Below are 21,218 nucleotides of genomic sequence, written 5' to 3' on the forward strand. Positions count from 1 at the left end.
ATGTTGGTTGATGGGGCTCTTGCGCCTGATTTCTCCGACGAGGTCATCGCCGGTGCCTGCGTCACCCGTGAAGAGAAGGGCGCCTGATGTACACATCACTGCTGGCGAACATCGCGATCCTGGTGCTGTCCGGGTTCGTCGGTTTCGCTGTGATCTCCAAGGTCCCGAACACCCTGCACACCCCGCTGATGTCGGGCACCAACGCCATCCACGGCATCGTTGTCCTCGGCGCACTCGTCGTGCTGGGCAAAGTGCATGATCCGTCCATCGGGTTGCAGATCATCTTGTTTGTCGCACTCGTCTTCGGAACGGTCAACGTCGTCGGCGGCTTTGTCGTCACCGACCGCATGCTGGCGATGTTCAAGCCCAAACCGGCTGCCAAGGCCGTTACGAAGGATGGTGACCAGTAATGGAATACCTGGTCAATAGCTTATACATTCTCGCGTTTTCGATGTTTATCTACGGTCTCATGGGCCTCACCGGGCCCAAGACCGCCGTGCGTGGCAACCAGATCGCCGCGGTCGGTATGGTCATCGCCGTCGTTGCGACCCTGATCTCCATTCGTGATGCGCAGCTGGGCAACTGGATCGTCATCATCGCCGGTCTCGTCATCGGTGTCGTGCTCGGTGTTCCGCCGGCCTTGCGTACCAAGATGACGGCAATGCCGCAGTTGGTGGCGCTGTTCAACGGCGTCGGCGGCGGTACCGTCGCGTTGATCGCGTACGCAGAGTTCCTCGACTCGGACGGCTTCACCGCCTTCCAACACGGTGAGTCGCCGACGGTGCACATCGTCGTCGCATCTCTCTTTGCTGCTGTGATCGGCTCGATTTCCTTCTGGGGCAGCGTCATCGCCTTCCTCAAGCTGCAGGAAACCCTGCCCGGCCGCCCCATCGGCATCGGCAAGTTGCAGCAGCCGCTCAATGCGCTGCTTCTCATTGCCGCCGTAGCGTTCTCGGTCATTATCGGCATCAAGGCGATCTCGCCGGAAGGCCCGACCAGCTCACTGTGGATCGTCGGCGTCCTGGTCATCTCGGGCATCCTCGGCCTGATGGTGGTGCTGCCCATCGGCGGCGCCGACATGCCCGTCGTGATCTCGCTGCTCAACGCTCTGACCGGACTCTCTGCTGCGGCAGCAGGTTTGGCGCTCGACAACCAGGCCATGATCGTGGCCGGTATGATCGTCGGCGCTTCGGGCACCATCCTGACCAACCTGATGGCCAAGGCCATGAACCGTTCCATCCCGGCGATCGTTGCCGGTGGTTTCGGCGGCGGCGGCGGAGAAGCTGCTTCCTCGGACGGCGTTGTACGTACAGCGAAGGCAACCTCGGCTGCCGATGCCGCTATCCAGATGGCCTACGCCAACCAGGTCATCATCGTTCCCGGCTACGGCTTGGCCGTGGCGCAGGCTCAGCACGCAGTCAAGGACATGGCGAAGATGCTCGAGGCGAAGGGCGTCGAGGTCAAGTACGCCATTCACCCCGTAGCCGGCCGTATGCCCGGCCATATGAATGTTCTTCTCGCCGAGGCGGATGTCTCGTACGACGCGATGAAGGAAATGGACGACATCAACGACGAGTTCAAGCGCACCGATGTCACGTTGGTGATCGGCGCGAACGATGTCACGAACCCGTCGGCGCGTAATGATCCGTCGTCGCCGATTCACGGGATGCCGATTCTGAACGTCGATCAGTCGAAGTCGGTGATCGTGCTCAAGCGTTCGATGAACTCCGGTTTCGCGGGGATCGAGAATCCGTTGTTCTTCGCGGACGGTACGTCGATGCTGTTCGGTGATGCGAAGAAGTCCGTTGCTGAGGTGACGGAAGAACTCAAGGCACTGTAAGCCTGTACTTCTGCAGCAAAGGGCACCTACTCGCGATGCGGGTAGGTGCCCTTTGTCTTACCTACGCGTAGGCAGTTACGCGGCTGTCGGAGCCTCAGAACTCAGGCGGTCTAAGCAGCGGGAAGAGGGGTGGGCACTTTGTCAGCCGACATGCTCGTGATGAGGGGGAAGAGCAGTGTGAGGATGGCATTGAAATCCATGTGTGGAATCCTTTGTTGTTGGACGAGCGACCGACTGGGATAAAGAGAATATACGATACAAATCGGATTTCGGGGGAGATTTCGCCAACTGGGCGAGTGTTCTTCTCGTGGCGGCCGGCGTCTGTGTTCCGTTGTAGCACAAGCAGTTGCACCGCTGGGGATCATTGTCCCCGGGTGAGGTAACGAAAGACCCCAGGTACTGGCTGCGGTGAGGGGTGTGGCCGAAAGGCTTTGTTTTTCGGGCGTCACAGCGTCACAAGTGAATGCTGCGATGTCGCGAAAAGGCAACAACGGCTGTATCGGCACGCAATGCTTCACGTTGTGCCGCGAGCGGTGAACGCTCCATCAAAATGGCTGCGGCACAACCCCAGGCGGCGGCTACGAGTAGCCCGGCAATCACTCCGAAAACCCCGCTCAACTCGGCAGCACTCGCACTGATGCATACCCCGGCAACTCCTGAGATACCAAGCCCGATAACCACTGGTCGCCATCGAGGGGCGGATACCAGTACCGCCGAACCGTAGAGAGCGGTCGCGGCCACTACATGTCCGCTGGGAAGCAATGTCGTCGGCGCATCCGTGATCCATGACCCCAGCGCGGCAGTGGTCAGGTTGGCACCCACTCCGAGCATCAGGATGGCGCCGATGCCGTAGTGGAGATTTCGGACCATCGACACCACTGCCAGGGCAGTGGTGGCTGCCAGTACTGCGGTCACGTCGACATGGATGATCACCCAATCAGCGACGGATGTGAGCGATGCCGGAACGGTGACCGTCGGCGACGCGGGTTTCAATAACAACAGGACGCAGAGCGCCGCAACACACAGTGTGGCAAGGGCAAGCAGGCGAGGAGTGGTGGACAAGGAGCGAGGGGCGGGGGACGAGACGGTCACGGTACCCAAGCATCCTCGCTTCGTCTGTGCCTATCGTGAGGATCAGCTGTGACTTCGGTGGGCGGTCGGAGAATCGCGCCGAACGACACCAGCGCAACCCGCTGCGACCAGCACACATGCCAGGGGGATCAACATCGCTGTGGTGAGTGGCACAATTTTGGTCACCCATCCGATGGTTGCCGGGCCCGCAAGAAATCCGATGTAGCCCATTCCGACGACGCGAGACATGTTGGTACCAGCCGAACCGGAACCCAAATTGCCGGCCGTCGTGAAGATCTGCGGGATGCACCCGGAGAGACCGGCGCCGAACAGTGCCCAGCCGAACAACGTGAGCGGGAGCCAACCCGAAAACACAACCGTCAGCATTCCGGCGGCGGAAATAATCGCGCCGTAGCGAACCACGGCTACGGGGCCGACTGCCGCGCTGATGCGGTCCGCTGTGAAGCGTCCGACCGTCATCATTGCGGAGAAGGCGCCGAAGGACAGCGCAGCAACGGCATTCGAGACGCCGAGATCTTCCTTGACCTGCAATGCGCTCCAGTCATTTGCCACGCCCTCGGCAAGCATCAACACAAATGCTAGCGAGCCCAACGCAAGCACCTTGACCGAGAAGTGACCGTGCGGTTGTTCGGATTCGGTGGCTTCGGAGTGGTGTGGGGTGTGTGGAAGCAGTGGCCTCGAAAAGATCGAGACGGCCACCAAGCCGACTGCCGCCGCGGCGGTGAGGGTGACGTACGGCGGGAGTTCGATTGCCAGCGTGCCGAATCCGACGATCGAGCCCACAACACCTCCGACCGAGAACATGCCGTGGAAGGCAGCCATGATCGGGCGACGGTAGAGCTGTTCGGCTTCGACGGCCTGAGAGTTCATCGAGACGTCCAGCGCTCCGTTCGCAAACCCGAAGACAACCAGTGCGGCACCCAATTGCCAGGTGTTGGTGGCAAACCCCGGACCCAGTACCGCCGCGCACAAACCGAGGCCCGCGAGGATCACCATGCGTCGGCTGCCGTAGCGATCGGCAAGTGGGCCACTCAATTGCATGCCGGCGATGGCGCCGACCGCGAGGAGCAGCAGCAGCGAGCCGAGTGTGGAATGACTGATGCCCACCCGGTGTTCGATCGACGGGATGTGGACCACCCACATCGCAAGTAGGAATCCGTTGATCCCGAAGATCCCGAAGATGCCGGCGCGGGCGCGAATCAGTGCTGGGCTGGGGGTGCTGCTCACCGTGACAGTGTGCCAGGAGACGCTACCGCTACAGGTGTGCCAGGGGACGCTACCGCTACAGGGGTGCCAGGCCCGGATGCTCTCACAGGTGCGCGAGCAACACACCCGGATCCTCGAGCATCGCCGCCACCAGCGAAAGGAACTCTGCAGCTTGCTTTCCGTCGATACCGCGATGGTCGAAAGTCACAGAAAGTGTGACGACAGATCTGATCTCGATGCTCCCGTCGACTACCCACGGACGCTCGTTGACAGCGCCCAGACAGAGGATCGCAGCCTCACCGGGGTTGGGCAGAGGTACGCCGCCGTCGACACCGAAGACCCCGACATTGGTGATCGTGACGGTCCCGCCGGTGAGGTGTTGCGCGTCGGTTCGGCCGGCTCGCGCGGTCGCGGTCAGTTCATAGATCGATCGAGCAAGTTCGAGCAGGCTCAGCGTGTCGGCGTCCTTGACGTTGGGGACCAGCAGCCCGTGATCCGACGCCACCGCAATGCCGAGGTTCACGTGGGGATGCCTGACGCTGCTGCCGGACTTCTCATCCCACGTCGAATTGACCTCTGGGCTCGAAGCGATTGCCGCGACCAAGGATTTGGCGGCGAGAGTCAGTGGTGTCACCGAAACGTTCTCGAAGGGTGCGGAGTTGCGGAGCTTGGCGAGCAGGCCCATCGACGCCGTGACATCGACGGTGACAAACACAGTTGCCTGTGGTGCTCGGATGCTGGAGGTCATTGCCGACGCCATGTGTCTGTTGTGTGCCGGCGCCGTCTCTCCGTCCAGGTGCGCTGTGCGGGGGACGTTCCGTCGTCTCCGGCTCGAGTGCGACGCCTGCGGTCCGTAGCCGACCAGAACACTCGGCGGAGCGGAATCGGCCGACTCCGCAGTCGTGATCCGGATGATCGGCGCACCGACGGGTACGGTGGCGCCGGGTTCGACCAACAGTTCTGTCACCACTCCGGCAGAGGGTGAGGGAAGTTCGACCAGAGCCTTGGCGGATTCGACGTCAGCGATCACCTGATCGAGAGTTATGGTGTCGCCGACATCAACACGCCACGAAACCAATTCGGCGCTCGTGAGACCTTCACCGAGATCCGGTAGACGGAACTCCGCGGTAGTCATGGCGTCAGTACCCGGTCGAGTGCGTCGAGAATCCGATCGGCATCCGGTAGGTGAAACTGCTCGAGTTTTGCTGGGGGATAGGGGATATCGAACCCGGTGACGCGTAGGATCGGCGCCTTCAGGTCGTAGAAACAATGCTGCGCGGCATGTGCTGCAATTTCTGCCCCCAGACCGAGGAACATCGGTGCCTCGTGAACGACGACGAGTCGACCCGTCCGTCGTACCGAGTTGTCCACGGTGTCGAAATCGATGGGGGAGAGGGACCTGAGATCGATTACTTCGAGGTGGTGGCCCTCGTCATCGGCGATCTCCGCAGCCTCGAGCGCAGTAGCCACCATCGACCCGTAGACGACGACCGTGGCGTCACTTCCTTGCCGGACGACACGCGCACTGTGCAGGGGGAGCGAGGGTTCGGCATCAAGATCAACCTCGGCCGCATCCCAGTACCGACGCTTGGCTTCGAGGAACACAACGGGATCGTCACACTCGATTGATTGACGGATCATGTGGTAACCGTCGGCAGGATTGCTGGGGTACACCACTCTCAGTCCGGCAGTGTGTGCAAAATAGGCTTCCGGTGACTCCGAATGATGTTCCACGGCACCGATTCCGCCCCCGCTGGGAATGCGGATCGTGATCGGGGCGCGTACTCGTCCTTCGGTTCGATAGTGGATTTTTGCCACTTGAGAGACGATTTGATCGAAAGCCGGGTAGACAAAGCCGTCGAACTGTATTTCGCACACCGGGCGGTATCCGCGCAAAGCCAAACCGAAAGCTGTTCCCACGATCCCGGATTCGGCGAGCGGCATGTCGATCACCCGGTTCTCGCCGAAGTCCTTCTGCAGAGCATCGGTGACGCGGAAAACTCCGCCGAGGCGGCCGACATCCTCACCCAGGATGACGACGCGGCGGTCCCGTTCGAGTGAGCGTCGCAGTCCGGTGTTGAGCGCCGTCACCAGATTGACGACAGTCATGACATAGCCTCCTGATCGTCGAAACTTGCCAGATACTCCCGATGTCGTTCTCGCTCAAAGTCGATCAACGGGTGCGGCCCGGCGTAGACGTGTTCGAACAGAGCCGACGGCGGCGGGTCCGGAGTTTCAATAGTGGCGTGGCGCAATCGTGCGGCGACGTCCTCGGCCGCGGTCGAAATTTCGGCATCGGCGGTTTCATCGAGGATTCCGCGCCGCTCCAGAAACGCCCTCATCCGTTCGATCGGATCGCGGCGGCGCCACTCGGCCATGTCGGTATCGCTGCGATACCGGGACGGATCGTCAGAGGTGGTGTGCGGACCCATCCGGCAGGTGATGGCTTCGATGAACGTCGGCCCACTTCCTTCCCGTACGTGGGCAAGCGCCGCGCGCGTCACTGCCAGAACAGCGAGTACATCGTTTCCGTCGACGCGGCAGGAAGGTATGCCGTAACCGTCTCCGCGGTGCGAGATCGGGGTGCGGGACTGTAGCGAGACGGGTTCGCTGATGGCCCACTGGTTGTTCTGACAGAAGAACACGACGCCGGCGCGGAAACTGGCAGCGAATCCCATCGCTTCGGCAATATCGCCCTGGCTGGTGGCGCCGTCGCCGAAATAGGCGATGGTCGCGATCTCGGCTCCGTCGAGGTGGGCGCCGAGTGCATACCCTGTTGCGTGAAGTCCCTGCGATCCGACAACGATCGCCGGGTTGGTCACGTTGAATTGATCTGGATCCCAAGCAGAGTGGGAGCACCCGCGCCACATGTGCGTCAGTACTTCCGGCGGAACTCCGCGGCAGTAGGCGACGGCGTGTTCGCGGTAGCTGACGAAGGCAAAGTCGTCGTGTTTCAGAGCGTGGGCCGAGCCGACCTGTGCGGCTTCCTGGCCCAAGAGTGGTGCCCACAAACCGATTTCGCCTTGACGTTGGAGTGCAACCGCCGCGGTGTCGATTCTGCGACTGATGACCATGTCCCGGTACAACGAGATGTATTCGGTAGGTCCGAGGTCTGCGATCAGACGGTCGTATTCGGGTCGGCACACACGGGCGCCGTCCGGTTGGAGGAGCTGGACTGGATAGTCGAGGTTGTCGATCATCGCGGTTCACCTCGGTTTCTACTCATGCCCGAGGCGCCTTGTGAGCGAGATCGAGCAGTCCCGATGTGTTTTTCAGTTGTGGGTCTCTCTCCCCAGCATCCCCTTGATTGCAAAATCCGCAAGTAGGTCACCGTCGCGAAAGTATGCCTACCAGTCACGATTTCCGAACTCGTGGGTAACAATGGGGTCGTTACTGACAACTATTCGACTTCTCCCGCTAGCATCGGTGCGATGAATGCAGTCGGACTGAACGAAGAAGCAGTTTCCGGGTGGATCGCCGAACTGGGGGTTGGCGCCACCACACCACTGACTTTCGAGAGGATCGGCAACGGTCAATCCAACCTCACCTATTCGGTGACGGATGCGGGCGGCGGGCGTTGGGTGCTGCGTAGACCCCCATTGGGGACATTGCTGGCATCGGCCCATGATGTGGTTCGGGAACACCGAATCCTGTCCTCACTTCAAGGAACTCCGGTTCCGGTGCCCAAGATCATCGGCATCACCGAAGATCCGGCGATCACGGACGCGCCACTGGTGCTGATGAGCTACGTCGACGGTTTGGTCATCGACGGAGTGTCGGTTGCGCAGAAGTTGACGGTGGAAGAGCGTCGAAAAGTCGGATTGGCACTCCCGAAGGCGCTGGCCACAATCCACGCCGTCGACCTCGAAGAAACGGCACTCCAAGATCTCGCGAGCACCAAACCTTTTGCGCAGCGGCAACTCAAGCGGTGGTCGGCGCAGTGGGACAAGTCGAAGACACGGGATATTCCCGACGTGGAGCGGCTTGCAGAAATCCTGAATCGAAACATTCCCGAGCAAACCGAAGTGACCCTGGTTCACGGCGATTTTCACCTCAACAACGTCATCGTCGATCCGGCCGAAGGTCGAGTGCTTGCAGTGGTCGACTGGGAACTCTGCACACTGGGCGATCCACTCGCGGATCTCGGTGCGCTACTGGCATATTGGCCCGAAGCCGGCGACAAGGTTGCCGGCCCGTTCATGGCGTCGACGCTCGAAGGTTTCCCGAACCGCGACGAACTGGTCGAGGCATACGTTGCCGCCACCGGCCGCGATGTTTCGGCAGTGGGTTACTGGCACGTGTTGGCACTGTGGAAGCTGTCGATCATCGCTGAGGGAGTATTGCGTCGAATCCTCGACGACCCACGCAACAAGGCCGAACACGGTGGTCCGACGGTCACCTTGATCGACGGAATTGTCGCTCGGGCCGTTGCGACTGCCGAAAAGCTGGGACTGAATTAAATGAGCGAACCGGCCGCGGCAGCGATCGCGGCCGGTATCGCGACTGGCGTGCGCATAACAGCGTCGACGTAGACGTGGACAAAGCGTCCGGTAGCAGCAGCTTCCCAGATGCCGTGTGCGTTCTCGTGGAAGATCGCGAGTGAGTAGACGATGCTTTTTGTGCCGAGTTTTTCGACCCTGATACCGACTTGGAGTTGTTCGGGGAACGTGAGTTCGCTCAGGTACCGGCAGGACGTTTCGGCGACAACACCGATGGCCGGAAGGTTACGAATGTCGGTGCCGGTTGCCGACATCAGCCACGCGTTCACGGCCGTGTCGAAGTACGAGTAGTACGTCACGTTGTTGACGTGCCCGTAGTGGTCGTTGTCATCCCAGCGAGTGGGGACGGGCCAGCGAACCGGGAACTGATCGATCGACACAGCGGAATCTGTTGCGCTCACGACTTCGACCTTACCGAGGCGCTGCTACCGATCAGCACGGCCCTTACGATCAATCCGACGAGTAATGCCCAGAAGGCCGATCCGACTCCTGCGACGGCGACGCCCGACGCGGCAATAAGGAACGTGACGACGGCGCCTTCACGTTCGGCCGGATCGCTGAGCGCCGCGGTCAGGGAAGCTGCCAATGTCGCCAAGAGTGCTAGTCCAGCAACAGTTTCCACCACTCCCGCGGGGGCGGCGACAACCAGTGCGGCAACGCCGGCTGAGCCTACAGCCAGTACGAGATAGGCCCAACCGGCCGTGGCGGCCGCTATCCATCGGCGCTTCGGATCGTGATGCGCGGTGGGCGCCGCCGCCAGTGCGGCGCTGATGGCGGCGAGGTTGATCGCGTGACCACCCGCTGGCGCGCCGAGAACAGTGCCGATGCCGGTCACGATCATCGACGGCCGCCACGGCACGGTATATCCGAATGAATTCATCACCGCCACACCGGGAATGTTCTGCGAGGCCATGGTCACGATGTACAACGGCAGTGCAATTCCGATCATCGCCTGCCACGTCCAGGACGGCGCTGTGAGGTCGATGCGAGGAATCATGGCTGACACGTCGAGTGTGTTCTCGGATGTCATCAGGCCGACGCAGATGACGACGGCAGCGGTCAGAAATGCGAGCGGAACTGCCCACCGCTTGGAGAAGCGTTGCGCCGCAAGCCAGACCAGAATTACCGGAGCCACCGCCAGTGGTGCGTCCCGTAAAGCACCGATCGGGGCCAGGCACAGGGGCAGCAGAACTCCGGCCAGCATCGCCTGAGCCAGGGGAGTCGGAATGGCCGAGATGAGCTTGCCCAGTGCGGGCCACAGTCCGGTCAGAACTATTGCAACTCCGACGACGATGAAGGCGCCCACCGCGGCGGGCCATCCACCGTGTACCGCGCCGGCACCGGCGAGTAATGCCGCGCCCGGTGTGGACCACGCCAGGGTGATCGGAATTTTGTACCGTCGCGAGAGCCAGACCATGCCGAGGGCTTGGGCGACACAGAGGACGAGGAGTCCCGATGCCGCCTGAGTTGCGTCTGCGCCCACCGCAGTGAGACCGGTGAGGACGACAGCGAACGAGCTGGTGAACCCCACCAGTGCAGTCACGATTCCGGCGCTGATGGGCTGCGCGTTGCCGCGGACTATGTCAGGCTCAGTGGTCTGGGGGGAGTCCGACATGGTCAGTGATTCTGCCTGACTGATCTACCGGTCCGGACGGATGGGCGCCGTGACGGCTTTGCCGTAGATGAGATGGGTCTGGGCGTGCCATACCTCGGGGTGAGCGGCAAGATGGTCGATGAGCACCCGCTGCAGATGTGCGCTGTCGAGAACCGCGACATGGAGGAAGAAGTCCTCGGGCCCCGAGACATTGAACAGCGCAAGAGTTTCCGGCAACGCGAGGGCGTCGGCGGTGAAACGGTCTACCAGGTCGCGTCGGTGCGGACGCAGTTGCACAGCAATGATCGCCTGCATCGACCGACCAACGGCCGACGGATCGACGACGGCATGGATCCCAGTGATCGTCCCGTTTGCTCGCAGACGTCGCACCCGCTCGTGACACGACGACGTCGCCAGCCCGACTCGGTCGGCCAGGACCTTGTTGGTGATCGACGCATCGTTCTGCAATTCGGCCAAAATCTTCCAGTCCACCGAATCCAAAGGCTCATTCTTCGACATCTGCCGAATTGTATCCGGAACGGTTTTGAACTTCCCGGATCCAGTTGCACACTCCTGTCATGAATGCAGGTGTCGAACCTGCTCGAGCGTGAGGTATTTCGGATGAGTTTCGGTGAATGGTTGGCTTTCGGCTCCCTACTTTCCATCGTCTTGTTCACACCCGGCCCGGATTTTGTCCTGATTCTGCGGCATTCTCTGACAGATCGGCGGACGGGTGCCGTGGTTGCAGCCGGTGTGACTGCCGGACTTGTTGTGCACACCGCCGCTGCGTCGCTCGGATTGTCGGCCCTTGTCGCGACTCGCCCGCAACTACTCTCGGCTCTCACCTACGCGGGTGCGGCTTACCTGACCTGGCTGGGTATCTCCGCAATTCGCAGTGCATTCAAAGCTCGCAGTGGTGGGGACACACTGACCGCCGTATCGGAACCGATCTCGGCGCCGCGGGCATTTCGCTACGGGTTCCTCTCCAACCTTCTCAATCCCAAGGCATTGCTGTTCTTCCTCGGTTTACTTCCGCAGTTTGTCGAACCAGGTAGCGGCGCAGCCTTGCGCACTCTGACGTTGGCCGGCGCCACCGTAATTGCCGCCGCTCTGTGGTGGGCAGTCGTTGTCGTTCTGGCAGCGGGTGCCGGACGCAAGCTGAGGCGACCGGGCGTCGGAAAGCGTATTGACGTGGTGAGCGGAGTTCTGCTGGTCGGGCTCGGCGCGTTCTTCGGTGTTGCCTGATTCGAGTCGTGCCAGTATTGGTCCCATGACGCTTCCCGTACTGATCTACGCTCCCGAACTGGCATCGCTCATCGATGCCGGCACTCCACCGGTTCTGCTCGATGTTCGCTGGGCGCTGGGTGATCCGAACGGGGAGGAGCATTTTCGCGAGGCCCACATCCCCGGCGCAGTGTTCGTGAATCTCGAAACAGAACTGGCCGCTCCGCCGTCGAAGGAATCAGGCCGGCATCCACTGCCGTCGATCGAAAACCTACAGGAAGCGGCACGGCGGTGGGGGATAAACGATGGCGACACTGTCGTTCTCTACGACGCTGTCGGAAACATGTCAGCGGCGCGAGGTTGGTGGCTGCTGCGGTGGGCCGGGCTCTCGGATGTACGACTGCTCGACGGAGGATTACCGAACTGGGAATCGGCAGGTTTGCCGACTGCGACCGGAAGCGCTGAGGCGGTTGCGCCCGGAACCGTCACCCTCCGCGGTGGCAACATGCTGACCGTCGACATCGATGACGTCGCGGGTTGGAATGGACTTCTCCTCGATGCGCGAGCCGGCGAACGTTATCGCGGTGAGGTGGAACCGATCGATCCCGTTGCCGGGCATATTCCGGGTGCGGTGAGCGCACCGACCGCAGCCAATCTTGATGCAAGCGGACGATTTTCGGAGGCGAAGATCTTGCGTGAGCGTTTCGCAGCGCTGGGCGACACAGATCGCATTGCGGTGTACTGCGGGTCGGGAGTGACTGCGGCGCACCAGATCGTGGCTCTCGCCATTGCAGGTTACGACGCCACTCTGTTTCCGGGGTCATGGTCGCAGTGGTCTCAGCAAGCACAGTGGTCAAATGACGGTGCGCGACCCGTCGAAACTGGAGCGTAAGTTCAGGCTTCGTTGCGGGAGATCAATGGCGGAACCGCGAACCACAACACAGTGAACATGACGCCGGCGCAGGCCGCCATGATTTTTGCGCCAATGCCCCCGATCGCGACTTCGGCAATCAGCAGGACGGTGCCCGTCATGGAGGCGGCCAGAAAGCCGATCCCGCACAGAGTGAATCGATTGGCGATGGCAAGGATGTGATGGCGACGCCCGCGGCGGAAGAGAACTCGATGCCACACCGCGGGAGCCATCAACAGGCCGAAAGATATGGCGACCAGGCTGACGGTTACCAGGTGAATAGTCCTGATGTACGTCGAGGCCTCCTGGTAGTGGTCGGTGAATGCCACCGCCAGGAGGAATGCGAACAGGATCTGAACACCGGAGAGTGCGACTCGCAACTCTTGCAGCAACTCGTTGAAGTTTCGGGCGAGTTGCACGGGAGCGCTCTCTCCGGTGTCCGTCATGTTGCCGAGTTTGTCACGCGCGAGAGTATTCGGAGGCGCGTTGGATCTGTTCCGGGGTGGGGCGTACGCCGGTGTAGAGAACGAACTGCTCGGCGGCCTGGAGGGCAATCACCGAACCGCCGGTGATCACCGTCTTGCCGAGTTCGGTGGCCAGCCTGATCAGGGGAGTATTCACGGGCATCGCAACTACATCGAATACGACCTCGGCGCTGCGAACCGCGACATCCGGGAAGGACAGGGACTCGGATTCGGCACCGCCCGCCATGCCAATCGGGGTGGCATTGATCAGAACGCCGGGACTCATTTCACCGAGATCTTGTTTCCAGGTGAATCCGTACTGATCAGCGAGAGCCGAACCAGCGGCCTTGTTGCGCGCTACCACGGTGACGTCGGTGAAGCCGGTATCGCGAACGGCTGCGACAACTGCCTTGGCCATGCCTCCACTGCCGGCCACCGCAACGGACAGTGAAGTGTCTACATTGTTCTCGCGCAACAGATTTGCCACCGCTTGGTAGTCGGTGTTGTACGCGTGAAGGATGCCCGCTTCATTGACGATGGTGTTGACCGACTCGATTGCCGACGCCGAATCGTGCATGACGTCGACGTGCGCGATGACCTGTTCCTTGAACGGCATGGACACTCCGCAACCGCGGATGCCGAGCGCGCGGATCCCGGCGATTGCCGCCGGAACATCATCGGTGGTGAACGCCTTGTAGGCGAAGTTGAGACCCAGTTCCTCGTACAGGTAGTTGTGGAATCTGGTGCCGATATTGCTCGGTCGTCCGGAGAGCGACATGCACAGCAGTGTGTCCTTGTTGAGGTCGACAGTCATGCGCTCAACTCTAATCGCGGCTTCGTTGTACTTCAGCGCGGTGTTTCGGCCCATCCATGTGGTCGTCGGTTCCGAATACGGGGTAACCGATCCACACATCACTGGTACCGAGAAGAACCGAGACGCGCATGGTCACACAGAGCATCGACGAACATCCCGCTGCCGAACCACGGCGGCCGCGTCGTAGATTGGCAGCCCACGCAGTGTCCGGCGTGGTGGCCGTAGCAGTCGTGCTGGGGGTCGGTGAGCTGGTGGCACTGCCGATCAATCCCGACTCCTCGCCCTTCTATGCGGTGGGTGCGACCACCGTCGACCGCACACCCGCGTGGGCCCGTGAGTTCGCCATTCAGACCTTCGGGACCAACGACAAGCCGGCTTTGTTTATCGGAATGTCGATCCTGATCGTGCTACTCGGCGCAGTGGCCGGACTACTCGAACGTCGACGACGCCCCATCGGCAGTGTCATTCTCGGAGTCCTCGGGTTGGTCGGGGTTTATGCCGCGCTACAGCGGCCCATCGCCGACGCGATGTACGTGATCCCGACGATCGTGGGCGTCGTCGCCGGAATTGCGACGATTCGACTGTTGATCGGGCAACTCGAAGTGGAGCTGGCTGCTGGTGTCGAAGAGTCCTGGCTGCCACGACGCCAATTCCTGATGCTGGCTGGGGTGGCATTGGCCGTCGCTGCGGCAGCGGGAGCGGCCGGCAAGTTCGTGGGTAAACGGATCGCGGGAGCTGTGGCGAACCGGGAAGATTTTGTGGTTCCCACCGTCAAGGATGTGGCTGCTCCGATTCCCGCCGGAGCGAATATCGGCGTCGCCGGGGCATCGACGTACATCACACCCAACGCCGATTTCTATCGAATCGATACGGCACTCCTGGTTCCACAGCTCACGACGGACTCGTGGGAATTGCGTATCCACGGAATGGTCGACCGGGAAATGACCCTTTCTTTTGCCGATCTGGTAGCTCGTACCCCGATCGAGCGGGTTGTCACATTGACCTGCGTTTCCAATGAAGTGGGCGGCGTCCTGGCGGGCAACGCGAAGTGGATCGGCTATCCGATGAAGGACCTTCTCGAAGAAGTCGGAGTGCACCCGGATGCGGACATGCTGCTCTCGACCAGCGTCGACGGATTCACCGTCGGCACTCCGGTACAAGTTGTGACCGACGGGCGCGACGCGATGCTTGCCGTCGCGATGAACGGGGAACCGCTGCCGTTCGAGCACGGATACCCCGTCCGACAGGTTGTTCCGGGACTGTACGGATTCGTGTCAGCGACAAAATGGGTGACCGAGTGGGAGTTGACGCGCTTCGATCAAGTCGACGCCTATTGGACGCAGCGTGGATGGGGTGCGCAGGCCCCGATCAAGACGGCGTCGCGAATCGAAGTACCGGCGGCGCTGTCTCCGGTGAATGCCGGTCAAGTGTTGGTGGCAGGGACTGCGTGGGCTCAGCACCGCGGTATCGAGAAGGTGGAAGTGCGCGTCGACAACGGGGAGTGGCAGCCTGCAACCTTGGCGCAGGAGTACTCGATCGATACGTGGCGTCAGTGGTCGTGGATGTGGGATGCGGCGCCGGGGTTGCACACAGTGCAGGTGCGGGCGACCGACCTCGACGGCAATGTTCAGGTAGAAGAGAGGACTCCGCCGATTCCCGGCGGCGCAACGGGTTGGCACACAAGTTCATTCACGGTGAAGTAGGTCAGCAGTTGGCGGCGAGGTCGGTCAGTGTCTGGTGATCGGCTCGGCTGATGGGTAACCCGTACGACACTGCGACCGTCAGGTACTTGCCGGCATAAAAGCAGTGGTAGGCGGGATTCGGAGGTAGCCAGTCGCTGGGGGTGCTGTCGCCTTTTGCTTGGTTGTCCTGTCCGTTGACGGCCAGCAGATTCAACTGGGTGTCGTTGGCAAATCTCTGGCGGAGGGGGAGCGGCCAGGTACTCGCTCCGAAATCCCACGCTGCCGCAAGGGGGTAGACGTGGTCGATCTGGACGTCATTGGCGTGGCGTCTCTCGAATGAGGTGGCCTCGCCTGAATACGGATCGGTCATGGTGCCGGACATCACGACGCAGTTGTGGGTATCAGGTTTGTAGATTACGTTCGAAAGATCCTGGGCCAGAATGTTATTGCGGGTATCGCAGCCGTCATGTCCGCCCGGGGCATCTTGATTGTCGGACCAGGACTGCCCGAAGACGCACGCCTCGCCGCTGCCGCATCCGCGTTGGTATCCGCCGGGGTGCGGACGCGTGTCGACTACGGAAACGCGCGCGAGTAGTTGTTCGAGATCAGAGCGTGTGGGACTACCCGGTGCGGAACTGCTGTCGTCGATCCACCCGCAGGAAGTAGTGATGCACAGCAGTATCAGCGCGACCGTTACTGCCGAACCTCGTGTGCGCACAGGTCTGATTCAATCATCGGTATCCGACACTCCTGATCGTGAAGGATTTCGTTCGCCTAGCGAGCGAAATCCTTCACAATCAGGTGGTTATCCACCTGTCGGGGGCACCTGATTGGATAGTCGGATGCTGCATGGACTCTGGTCACCGGGATCGGGGCTCAAACTCTGGGTAGACGGGCACGATGGTTCCGGGGTCGATGATCCCCGTGACCCGGTCAGTGCTGTGCTGCACCGAAAATTCCGCCATCGGGTGAGCATTGCCATGCCGCCGGTCCCGGGTGGGCCGTTGCAGAGCGAGTATGCCGCGGTCGCGTTGGCGCCGCCGGACGCAGTTGACCTGCTGCTTCGTTTCAAGCCGGGCGACAGCAGAATCGCCGGGGATCTGCACTATCTGATTCACGTTGTTCGCGGTATCGACCGGTGGGTGCGCGCCGGACGCGTTGTCCCCGAGTTGAGCCGGGCCGAAGGCAGTTGGTGGCCACGCTGGCGATTGCTAATCGGTGAACGCCAACGGGCGTGGTTGGGTGAGTTGGTTGTCGCGATGCCTCCCGTGCAGCGGGCGGTGACTTCACCACGATCCATCCTCGATGACATCACCCGGGAACTCACGGATGCGGTCGTGCGCCGGGCAATCGACGGTTTCGGTGACACCGTCACCACAGAACTGTGGACCGCATTGCTGCAAGGCGATGCCTTCGACAGTGCGCCGCCGAGAGTTGCTCAGGGATTGACGGAGTGGAGCGAAACCCTCACTGCGGACGAGCCCGAGTTGGTTCTGCGCCTCATCGAACCGGAGCTCAGTGACGACATCGAGCTTGATGCAGAAGCGCTCTGGCGGTTGCAGGTGTGCCTCCGTCCGGAAGGTGAAGCGCCCGAGCGCATTCGGTTGCACCGTACCGATGCCGCCCGGCTCCAATTGGGCAGCCGAAAGCTCGAAGAAGCTGTTGCAGCCTACCCGCGGTTTCGAGATGTGCCTCGCGACGATGACAGCTTGGACCTGCTGCTGCCGACGCCGGTCGTGATGGATCTTGTTGGTCACGGCGCTATTGCCTTGCAAGAGAAGGGGATCACGCTGCTGCTTCCGCGCGCGTGGAGTGTGGTGGCGCCGTCCCTGCGAGTTCGGGTTACCTCGGCGGCGTCGCCGATCGTTGCGGAGAATCGCACGGTCGGACTGGATCAGTTGGTGGAATACGACTGGGAGTTGGCGCTCGGAGACAAGGTGCTCACGCCTGACGAAATGAGCCGCCTGGTTGATGCCAAGTCTGATCTGGTGCGCCTACGAGGTGAGTGGGTTCAAGCCGACAAGGAGGTACTCGCGCGTGCTGCTCGTTTTGTCAGCAGCCGGCATTCGAGTGGTGATCGGGCGATTGTCGAGTTGCTCAAGGACCTTATCGCGGACGATCTGAAAGACCTTCCCGTGGAGGAAGTAACGGCCACCGGTTGGGCGTCGGCGTTGCTGGATCATTCGGTGAAGCCGACAGAAGTTCCCGTTCCGGCTACCGTCAACGCGGTCCTGCGTCCGTACCAGCGCCGCGGTCTCGACTGGCTGGTGTACATGAGTGCCCTGGGTTTGGGTGCGGTGTTGGCAGACGATATGGGCTTGGGCAAGACGCTGCAGCTTCTGGCGTTGCTTGCGCACGAGAAGTCAACGACACCAACGCTATTGGTCTGTCCAATGTCTGTGGTCGGCAACTGGCAACGCGAAGCGGCACGATTTGTTCCGAGCCTGCGTGTGTACGTTCATCACGGCAGCGACCGGGCAACCGGGGCGTTGCTGGAGGACGCTGTTAAGAACAGTGATCTGGTCATCACGACCTACGCGCTGATGACGCGTGACATCGCCGCACTCAAGGATCTCGACTGGCGTCGTGTGGTCCTCGACGAGGCCCAACACATCAAGAACGCCAAGACTTCTCAAGCGCGGGCCGCTCGAAGCATCCCGGCGGCGCATCGGGTGGCACTGACGGGAACGCCGGTGGAAAACCGGTTGGACGAACTCCGCTCCATCCTCGATTTTGCCAACCGCGGGGTTCTGGGATCGGAACAGATGTTCCGCAAACGATTTGTCGTGCCCATCGAACGGGAGAAGGATGAACTCGCAGTGTCACGGCTACGCGCCGTCACCTCGCCGTTTGTTCTCCGCCGTGTGAAAACCGATCCGAGCGTCATCACCGACCTTCCCGAGAAGTTCGAGATGACGGTCCGTGCAAACCTCAGCGAAGAGCAAGCTGCGCTGTATCGCGCCGTCGTCGACGAGATGATGGCTCAGATCAAGGGCACGGAGGGTATGAAGCGTAAAGGCGCTGTGCTTTCGGCTCTGACCAAACTCAAGCAGGTCTGTAATCATCCGGCGCACTTCCTGCGTGACGGATCCGCGGTGATGCGACGTGGTCAACATCGTTCGGGCAAACTCGGACTGATCGAAGACATTGTCGAGTCGGTCACGGCGGACAACGAGAAAGTGTTGCTGTTCACGCAGTTTCGTGAGTTCGGGGAGTTGGTTGTGCCGTACCTGGCAGAACGGTTCAACACCGAAGTTCCGTTCCTGCACGGCGGGGTGTCCAAAGCCGGCCGTGACAACATGGTCGAGGCATTCCAGAGCGACGGGGGACCGCCGATCATGGTGCTCTCCCTCAAAGCCGGAGGCACGGGACTTAATCTGACCGCGGCCAACCACGTCGTACACATGGATCGGTGGTGGAATCCGGCGGTGGAGAATCAAGCCACCGACAGGGTCTTCCGCATCGGCCAGAACAAGAACGTTCAGGTCCGCAAGATGGTGTGTGTCGGAACGTTGGAAGAACGAATAGATTCGATGATTGCCAGCAAGAGTGAACTGGCGGAATTGGCGGTCGGTACCGGGGAGAACTGGGTGACGGAGATGAGCGTCGAACAACTCGGTGAGCTGCTGCGTCTCGGTGACGATGCGGTGGGCGAATGAGTCCGCGACCCGAAACAGGAAGCGACCACAAACGTCGCCGGGGCCCTGATTTCAGCGAGTACACCGGGCCCCGCAAGCGGACAGTGCCCGTCAAAGCTCGTCCGGCGTTCGGTCGAACATTCTGGGGCAAGGCGTTTGTCAGAGTTGTCGAAGAGATCGGCGACAAACCCCGCGTGTCCCGGGGGCGTACTTATGCACGGTCAGGTCAAGTCCTGGCGCTCGACATCACACCGGGAATTGTCACCGCAGAAGTGCAGGGCAGTCAACTCCAACCCTTTGTGTCAACTCTTCAGATCGACACCCTCGATCAGTCCGATATCGACGACATCATCACCAAGATTCGTCGCGTCCCGGGTTCGCTGGCAGCGCTGGTGTCCGGGGCAATTCCGGACATGCTGGCAGCACAACTCGTACCGGAGGGGCCCAGCGCTTTCCGGTTCGACTGCACGTGCCCAGACGACGGATGGCCGTGCAAACATGCTGCCGCCGTTGCCTATCTGACAGCTGAGCGAATCGACACCGATCCGTTGCAACTTCTGGTCCTACGGGGGGTCGATCTCGATGACCTGATCGGCGGAGTGGAAAACGAGAGCACCATAGCCATCGATATCGAAAGTTGGTTCGGCGACGCGTCCGCGTTACCGACGCTTCCGAGGGTCGAATTTCGGTCTGCGATAGACGATTTGGATCCTAATAGGTTGCGGGCCTCCATTGCGGCCCTCGGATTGGATCTTGCTCAGCAGAACCTTGCGATTGCAGAACTGCGGGCAATTTACCGGGAGATGGACGGCTGAACGACGCCGATGGTCTGTTTTGGGATAGTTGCTAGGGATGCAGAGGTAAGTCACGTATCGTTATTGGACCGGACCGGTTGGGACCGGTCCGAAGATAGTGTCCCGTGACGAAATTCGAAGTCGGAGGAACAGTTGCCGTGATGCCCGTTCATCTGCGTGACAGCGCAATACCCAAGCATGAGCAGTTGCGGGCAATCTTGTTGCACAAGTGCACTCGCGAGTTGCAACCTGGTGACCTGATGACCAGCGAACGAAACTTGATGCAGGACTACGGCGTCAGCCGGATCACCGTCCGCGAGGCGATCGGCCAGTTGGTCAACGACGGGCATCTGGTCCGGGTTCGTGGCAAGGGTACTTTTGTCGCCCATCGAGCGGTGCAATCGACTCTGCATTTGGCGTCGTTCACCGAGGAAATGCGCGCGCAAGGTCATGTGCCGACCACCGTCGTGTTGGTCAGTGAAGAAGCCGTTCTACCGGACGCCACCGCGAGAGCGTTGGGGATGGCGCCTGAATCTCTTGCCTACCACGTGAAAAGGCTGCGTCTGGCCGACGGCGAGCCGGTCAGCGTCGACGACGGTTGGTTCAATCCCGTGCTGCTACCGGGGCTGCTGGAACTGGACCTCACGGCTTCGATCTATCGCGCGAGCGCCGAGCGCTTCGAGATGCCGATCGATCGTGCCGAGCAGACGGTCAGTGCGGACGGTGCCAGTACCGAGATCGCGACCTTGCTGGGAACCAAGAAGGGCGCGCCGGTGCTGTACTTCGACCGGGTGTCTTTCAGCGGGACCGCGCCGGTTGAGCACACCCGCAGTTGGTACCGCTCGGATCGGTACAAGCTGCACATGGAAGTGCAGGGAGCGCCGCGAGCGCAACTACGGACAGATCAATAGGCTTACGGATTCACAGCAAAGTGGGCACACCAAATGGTGCGCCCACTTTTTGTTTGTCTTCTACTTTGACCAGTCGAAAAGTGTTGCACCAACTGCGATGTCGGACCCGAGCGCCTCGGAAGTGACGGTGTCGGGCTTGGAGTCCATGACCACGACCGGACAAACCGCGGAGTACCCGGTGCTGTCGATGAATGCGGGATCGAAGCTCACGACCGCGTCGCCGGCGGCAACCTGATCGCCCTCGGCGGCGATACGGGTGAACCCTTCACCTTCGAGTTTGACCGTGTCGATTCCGATGTGGACGAGTACGCCGGTTCCCTGTGCGCCCAGGATGACAAATGCGTGCGGGTGCAGTTTGAGGATCTTGCCGGCGATGGGTGCGACGACGGTCAGGGGACCTTGATCGCGAGTCGGTTCGATAGCTACCCCCGCGCCGACCATCTGCTGCGCGAATACGGGGTCGGGAACGTCGGCTAGTGCCAGGACGCGTCCGGACAGGGGAGCGAGGACGGAGACGCTCACAGAATGTCCTCGATGTCCTCGGCGAGGG

General features: G+C 61.2%; 21 protein-coding genes. 9 read left to right on the forward strand and 12 right to left on the reverse strand.

Annotated features, from left to right (window positions below; genetic code table 11):
* Positions 1 to 86: 86 nt before the first annotated feature.
* Together QM600_RS24185 and QM600_RS24190 are read left to right on the forward strand one after the other, a co-directional pair.
* Entirely contained in the window at positions 87 to 410 is a 324-nt protein-coding gene (locus tag QM600_RS24185) for an NAD(P) transhydrogenase subunit alpha part 2 (RefSeq protein ID WP_283264164.1), read from the forward strand.
* On the forward strand, positions 410 to 1,840 hold the full coding sequence (locus QM600_RS24190) for an NAD(P)(+) transhydrogenase (Re/Si-specific) subunit beta (RefSeq protein ID WP_283264166.1): 1,431 nt from the start codon (positions 410 to 412) through the stop codon (positions 1,838 to 1,840). Before QM600_RS24185 ends, QM600_RS24190 begins: the two co-directional genes overlap by 1 nt.
* Before the next feature lie 453 nt (positions 1,841 to 2,293).
* On the opposite strand, the gene QM600_RS24195 is transcribed toward QM600_RS24190, so the two are convergent.
* The 5 genes from QM600_RS24195 to pdhA all read right to left on the reverse strand — a co-directional run bounded on the left by QM600_RS24195 (position 2,294) and on the right by pdhA (position 7,338).
* Complete coding sequence (locus QM600_RS24195) at positions 2,294 to 2,932, reverse strand: hypothetical protein (RefSeq protein WP_283264169.1); 639 nt, start codon at positions 2,930 to 2,932, stop codon at positions 2,294 to 2,296.
* Positions 2,933 to 2,974: 42 nt separating this feature from the next.
* On the reverse strand, positions 2,975 to 4,075 hold the full coding sequence (locus tag QM600_RS24200; RefSeq protein ID WP_502943091.1) for an MFS transporter: 1,101 nt from the start codon (positions 4,073 to 4,075) through the stop codon (positions 2,975 to 2,977).
* Between the two features lie 166 nt (positions 4,076 to 4,241).
* A complete protein-coding gene (locus QM600_RS24205) occupies positions 4,242 to 5,273 on the reverse strand; it encodes a dihydrolipoamide acetyltransferase family protein (protein WP_283264173.1) in 1,032 nt (343 codons plus the stop codon).
* Positions 5,270 to 6,247: an alpha-ketoacid dehydrogenase subunit beta gene (locus QM600_RS24210; RefSeq protein WP_283264174.1), complete on the reverse strand. Its 978-nt coding sequence runs from the start codon at positions 6,245 to 6,247 to the stop codon at positions 5,270 to 5,272. Before QM600_RS24210 ends, QM600_RS24205 begins: the two co-directional genes overlap by 4 nt.
* Positions 6,244 to 7,338: a pyruvate dehydrogenase (acetyl-transferring) E1 component subunit alpha gene (gene pdhA / locus QM600_RS24215; protein WP_283264175.1), complete on the reverse strand. Its 1,095-nt coding sequence runs from the start codon at positions 7,336 to 7,338 to the stop codon at positions 6,244 to 6,246. Before pdhA ends, QM600_RS24210 begins: the two co-directional genes overlap by 4 nt.
* Before the next feature lie 231 nt (positions 7,339 to 7,569).
* On the opposite strand from pdhA, the gene QM600_RS24220 reads away from it, so the two are divergent.
* A complete protein-coding gene (locus QM600_RS24220) occupies positions 7,570 to 8,598 on the forward strand; it encodes a phosphotransferase family protein (RefSeq protein WP_283264177.1) in 1,029 nt (342 codons plus the stop codon).
* Here QM600_RS24220 and QM600_RS24225 read toward each other — a convergent pair.
* From QM600_RS24225 to QM600_RS24235, 3 genes are read right to left on the reverse strand one after another with little or no spacing between them, the layout of a single operon-like run.
* Positions 8,595 to 9,038, reverse strand: a complete 444-nt coding sequence (locus tag QM600_RS24225) for an acyl-CoA thioesterase (RefSeq protein ID WP_283264178.1) — start codon at positions 9,036 to 9,038, stop codon at positions 8,595 to 8,597. The genes QM600_RS24220 and QM600_RS24225 overlap by 4 nt on opposite strands.
* Positions 9,035 to 10,252: a benzoate/H(+) symporter BenE family transporter gene (locus QM600_RS24230; RefSeq protein WP_283264180.1), complete on the reverse strand. Its 1,218-nt coding sequence runs from the start codon at positions 10,250 to 10,252 to the stop codon at positions 9,035 to 9,037. Before QM600_RS24230 ends, QM600_RS24225 begins: the two co-directional genes overlap by 4 nt.
* A 24-nt stretch (positions 10,253 to 10,276) precedes the next feature.
* Positions 10,277 to 10,750: an Lrp/AsnC family transcriptional regulator gene (locus QM600_RS24235; RefSeq protein WP_283264181.1), complete on the reverse strand. Its 474-nt coding sequence runs from the start codon at positions 10,748 to 10,750 to the stop codon at positions 10,277 to 10,279.
* A 63-nt stretch (positions 10,751 to 10,813) separates the two neighbouring features.
* Here QM600_RS24235 and QM600_RS24240 point away from each other — a divergent pair, with 63 nt between their 5' ends.
* Both QM600_RS24240 and QM600_RS24245 read left to right on the forward strand, forming a co-directional pair.
* Positions 10,814 to 11,476 (forward strand): LysE family translocator, encoded by a 663-nt coding sequence (locus tag QM600_RS24240; protein WP_283264183.1) that lies wholly within the window; start codon positions 10,814 to 10,816, stop codon positions 11,474 to 11,476.
* Between the two features lie 25 nt (positions 11,477 to 11,501).
* Entirely contained in the window at positions 11,502 to 12,347 is an 846-nt protein-coding gene (locus QM600_RS24245; RefSeq protein ID WP_283264184.1) for a sulfurtransferase, read from the forward strand.
* A 2-nt stretch (positions 12,348 to 12,349) separates the two neighbouring features.
* Here the strand turns inward: QM600_RS24245 and QM600_RS24250 are convergent, their stop codons facing one another.
* Positions 12,350 to 12,811, reverse strand: coding sequence for a DUF6328 family protein (locus QM600_RS24250; protein WP_283264185.1), 462 nt, complete (start codon positions 12,809 to 12,811; stop codon positions 12,350 to 12,352).
* A 13-nt stretch (positions 12,812 to 12,824) separates the two neighbouring features.
* Positions 12,825 to 13,643: a shikimate 5-dehydrogenase gene (locus QM600_RS24255; protein WP_283264186.1), complete on the reverse strand. Its 819-nt coding sequence runs from the start codon at positions 13,641 to 13,643 to the stop codon at positions 12,825 to 12,827.
* A gap of 128 nt (positions 13,644 to 13,771) precedes the next feature.
* On the opposite strand from QM600_RS24255, the gene QM600_RS24260 reads away from it, so the two are divergent.
* Positions 13,772 to 15,346 carry a molybdopterin-dependent oxidoreductase gene (locus tag QM600_RS24260; RefSeq protein WP_283264187.1) on the forward strand — a complete coding sequence of 525 codons (1,575 nt, stop codon included), beginning with the start codon at positions 13,772 to 13,774 and terminating at the stop codon, positions 15,344 to 15,346.
* 1 nt (position 15,347) lies between these two features.
* Here QM600_RS24260 and QM600_RS24265 read toward each other — a convergent pair whose 3' ends face one another.
* On the reverse strand, positions 15,348 to 16,043 hold the full coding sequence (locus QM600_RS24265) for an HNH endonuclease family protein (RefSeq protein ID WP_283264188.1): 696 nt from the start codon (positions 16,041 to 16,043) through the stop codon (positions 15,348 to 15,350).
* 124 nt (positions 16,044 to 16,167) lie between these two features.
* Here QM600_RS24265 and QM600_RS24270 point away from each other — a divergent pair, with 124 nt between their 5' ends.
* The 3 genes from QM600_RS24270 (at position 16,168) to QM600_RS24280 (ending at position 20,668) form a co-directional block, all read left to right on the forward strand.
* Positions 16,168 to 18,984, forward strand: a complete 2,817-nt coding sequence (locus tag QM600_RS24270) for a DEAD/DEAH box helicase (RefSeq protein WP_283264189.1) — start codon at positions 16,168 to 16,170, stop codon at positions 18,982 to 18,984.
* On the forward strand, positions 18,981 to 19,778 hold the full coding sequence (locus QM600_RS24275; RefSeq protein ID WP_283264190.1) for an SWIM zinc finger family protein: 798 nt from the start codon (positions 18,981 to 18,983) through the stop codon (positions 19,776 to 19,778). Before QM600_RS24270 ends, QM600_RS24275 begins: the two co-directional genes overlap by 4 nt.
* 137 nt (positions 19,779 to 19,915) lie before the next feature.
* Positions 19,916 to 20,668, forward strand: coding sequence for a GntR family transcriptional regulator (locus QM600_RS24280; RefSeq protein WP_283264192.1), 753 nt, complete (start codon positions 19,916 to 19,918; stop codon positions 20,666 to 20,668).
* A 60-nt stretch (positions 20,669 to 20,728) separates the two neighbouring features.
* Here the strand turns inward: QM600_RS24280 and QM600_RS24285 are convergent, their stop codons facing one another.
* On the reverse strand, positions 20,729 to 21,190 hold the full coding sequence (locus QM600_RS24285) for a PTS sugar transporter subunit IIA (protein WP_283264194.1): 462 nt from the start codon (positions 21,188 to 21,190) through the stop codon (positions 20,729 to 20,731).
* Positions 21,191 to 21,218 lie beyond the last annotated feature (28 nt).

It is taken from the genome of Rhodococcus sp. IEGM 1379, assembly GCF_030056815.1.
GTDB lineage: Bacteria > Actinomycetota > Actinomycetes > Mycobacteriales > Mycobacteriaceae > Rhodococcus_F.

What these genes read in the sequence shown, in the direction of transcription:
- QM600_RS24200 (WP_502943091.1), bottom strand. Translation starts at nt 4,075, where the DNA reads ATGTGGGTGGTCCACATCCCGTCGATCGAACACCGGGTGGGCATCAGT.
- QM600_RS24220 (WP_283264177.1), top strand. Translation starts at nt 7,570, where the DNA reads ATGAATGCAGTCGGACTGAACGAAGAAGCAGTTTCCGGGTGGATCGCC.
- QM600_RS24235 (WP_283264181.1), bottom strand. Translation starts at nt 10,750, where the DNA reads ATGTCGAAGAATGAGCCTTTGGATTCGGTGGACTGGAAGATTTTGGCC.
- QM600_RS24190 (WP_283264166.1), top strand. Translation starts at nt 410, where the DNA reads ATGGAATACCTGGTCAATAGCTTATACATTCTCGCGTTTTCGATGTTT.
- QM600_RS24255 (WP_283264186.1), bottom strand. Translation starts at nt 13,643, where the DNA reads ATGACTGTCGACCTCAACAAGGACACACTGCTGTGCATGTCGCTCTCC.
- QM600_RS24240 (WP_283264183.1), top strand. Translation starts at nt 10,814, where the DNA reads ATGCAGGTGTCGAACCTGCTCGAGCGTGAGGTATTTCGGATGAGTTTC.
- QM600_RS24245 (WP_283264184.1), top strand. Translation starts at nt 11,502, where the DNA reads ATGACGCTTCCCGTACTGATCTACGCTCCCGAACTGGCATCGCTCATC.
- QM600_RS24230 (WP_283264180.1), bottom strand. Translation starts at nt 10,252, where the DNA reads ATGTCGGACTCCCCCCAGACCACTGAGCCTGACATAGTCCGCGGCAAC.
- QM600_RS24260 (WP_283264187.1), top strand. Translation starts at nt 13,772, where the DNA reads ATGGTCACACAGAGCATCGACGAACATCCCGCTGCCGAACCACGGCGG.
- QM600_RS24210 (WP_283264174.1), bottom strand. Translation starts at nt 6,247, where the DNA reads ATGACTGTCGTCAATCTGGTGACGGCGCTCAACACCGGACTGCGACGC.
- QM600_RS24185 (WP_283264164.1), top strand. Translation starts at nt 87, where the DNA reads ATGTACACATCACTGCTGGCGAACATCGCGATCCTGGTGCTGTCCGGG.
- pdhA (WP_283264175.1), bottom strand. Translation starts at nt 7,338, where the DNA reads ATGATCGACAACCTCGACTATCCAGTCCAGCTCCTCCAACCGGACGGC.
- QM600_RS24250 (WP_283264185.1), bottom strand. Translation starts at nt 12,811, where the DNA reads ATGACGGACACCGGAGAGAGCGCTCCCGTGCAACTCGCCCGAAACTTC.
- QM600_RS24205 (WP_283264173.1), bottom strand. Translation starts at nt 5,273, where the DNA reads ATGACTACCGCGGAGTTCCGTCTACCGGATCTCGGTGAAGGTCTCACG.
- QM600_RS24275 (WP_283264190.1), top strand. Translation starts at nt 18,981, where the DNA reads ATGAGTCCGCGACCCGAAACAGGAAGCGACCACAAACGTCGCCGGGGC.
- QM600_RS24270 (WP_283264189.1), top strand. Translation starts at nt 16,168, where the DNA reads ATGCTGCATGGACTCTGGTCACCGGGATCGGGGCTCAAACTCTGGGTA.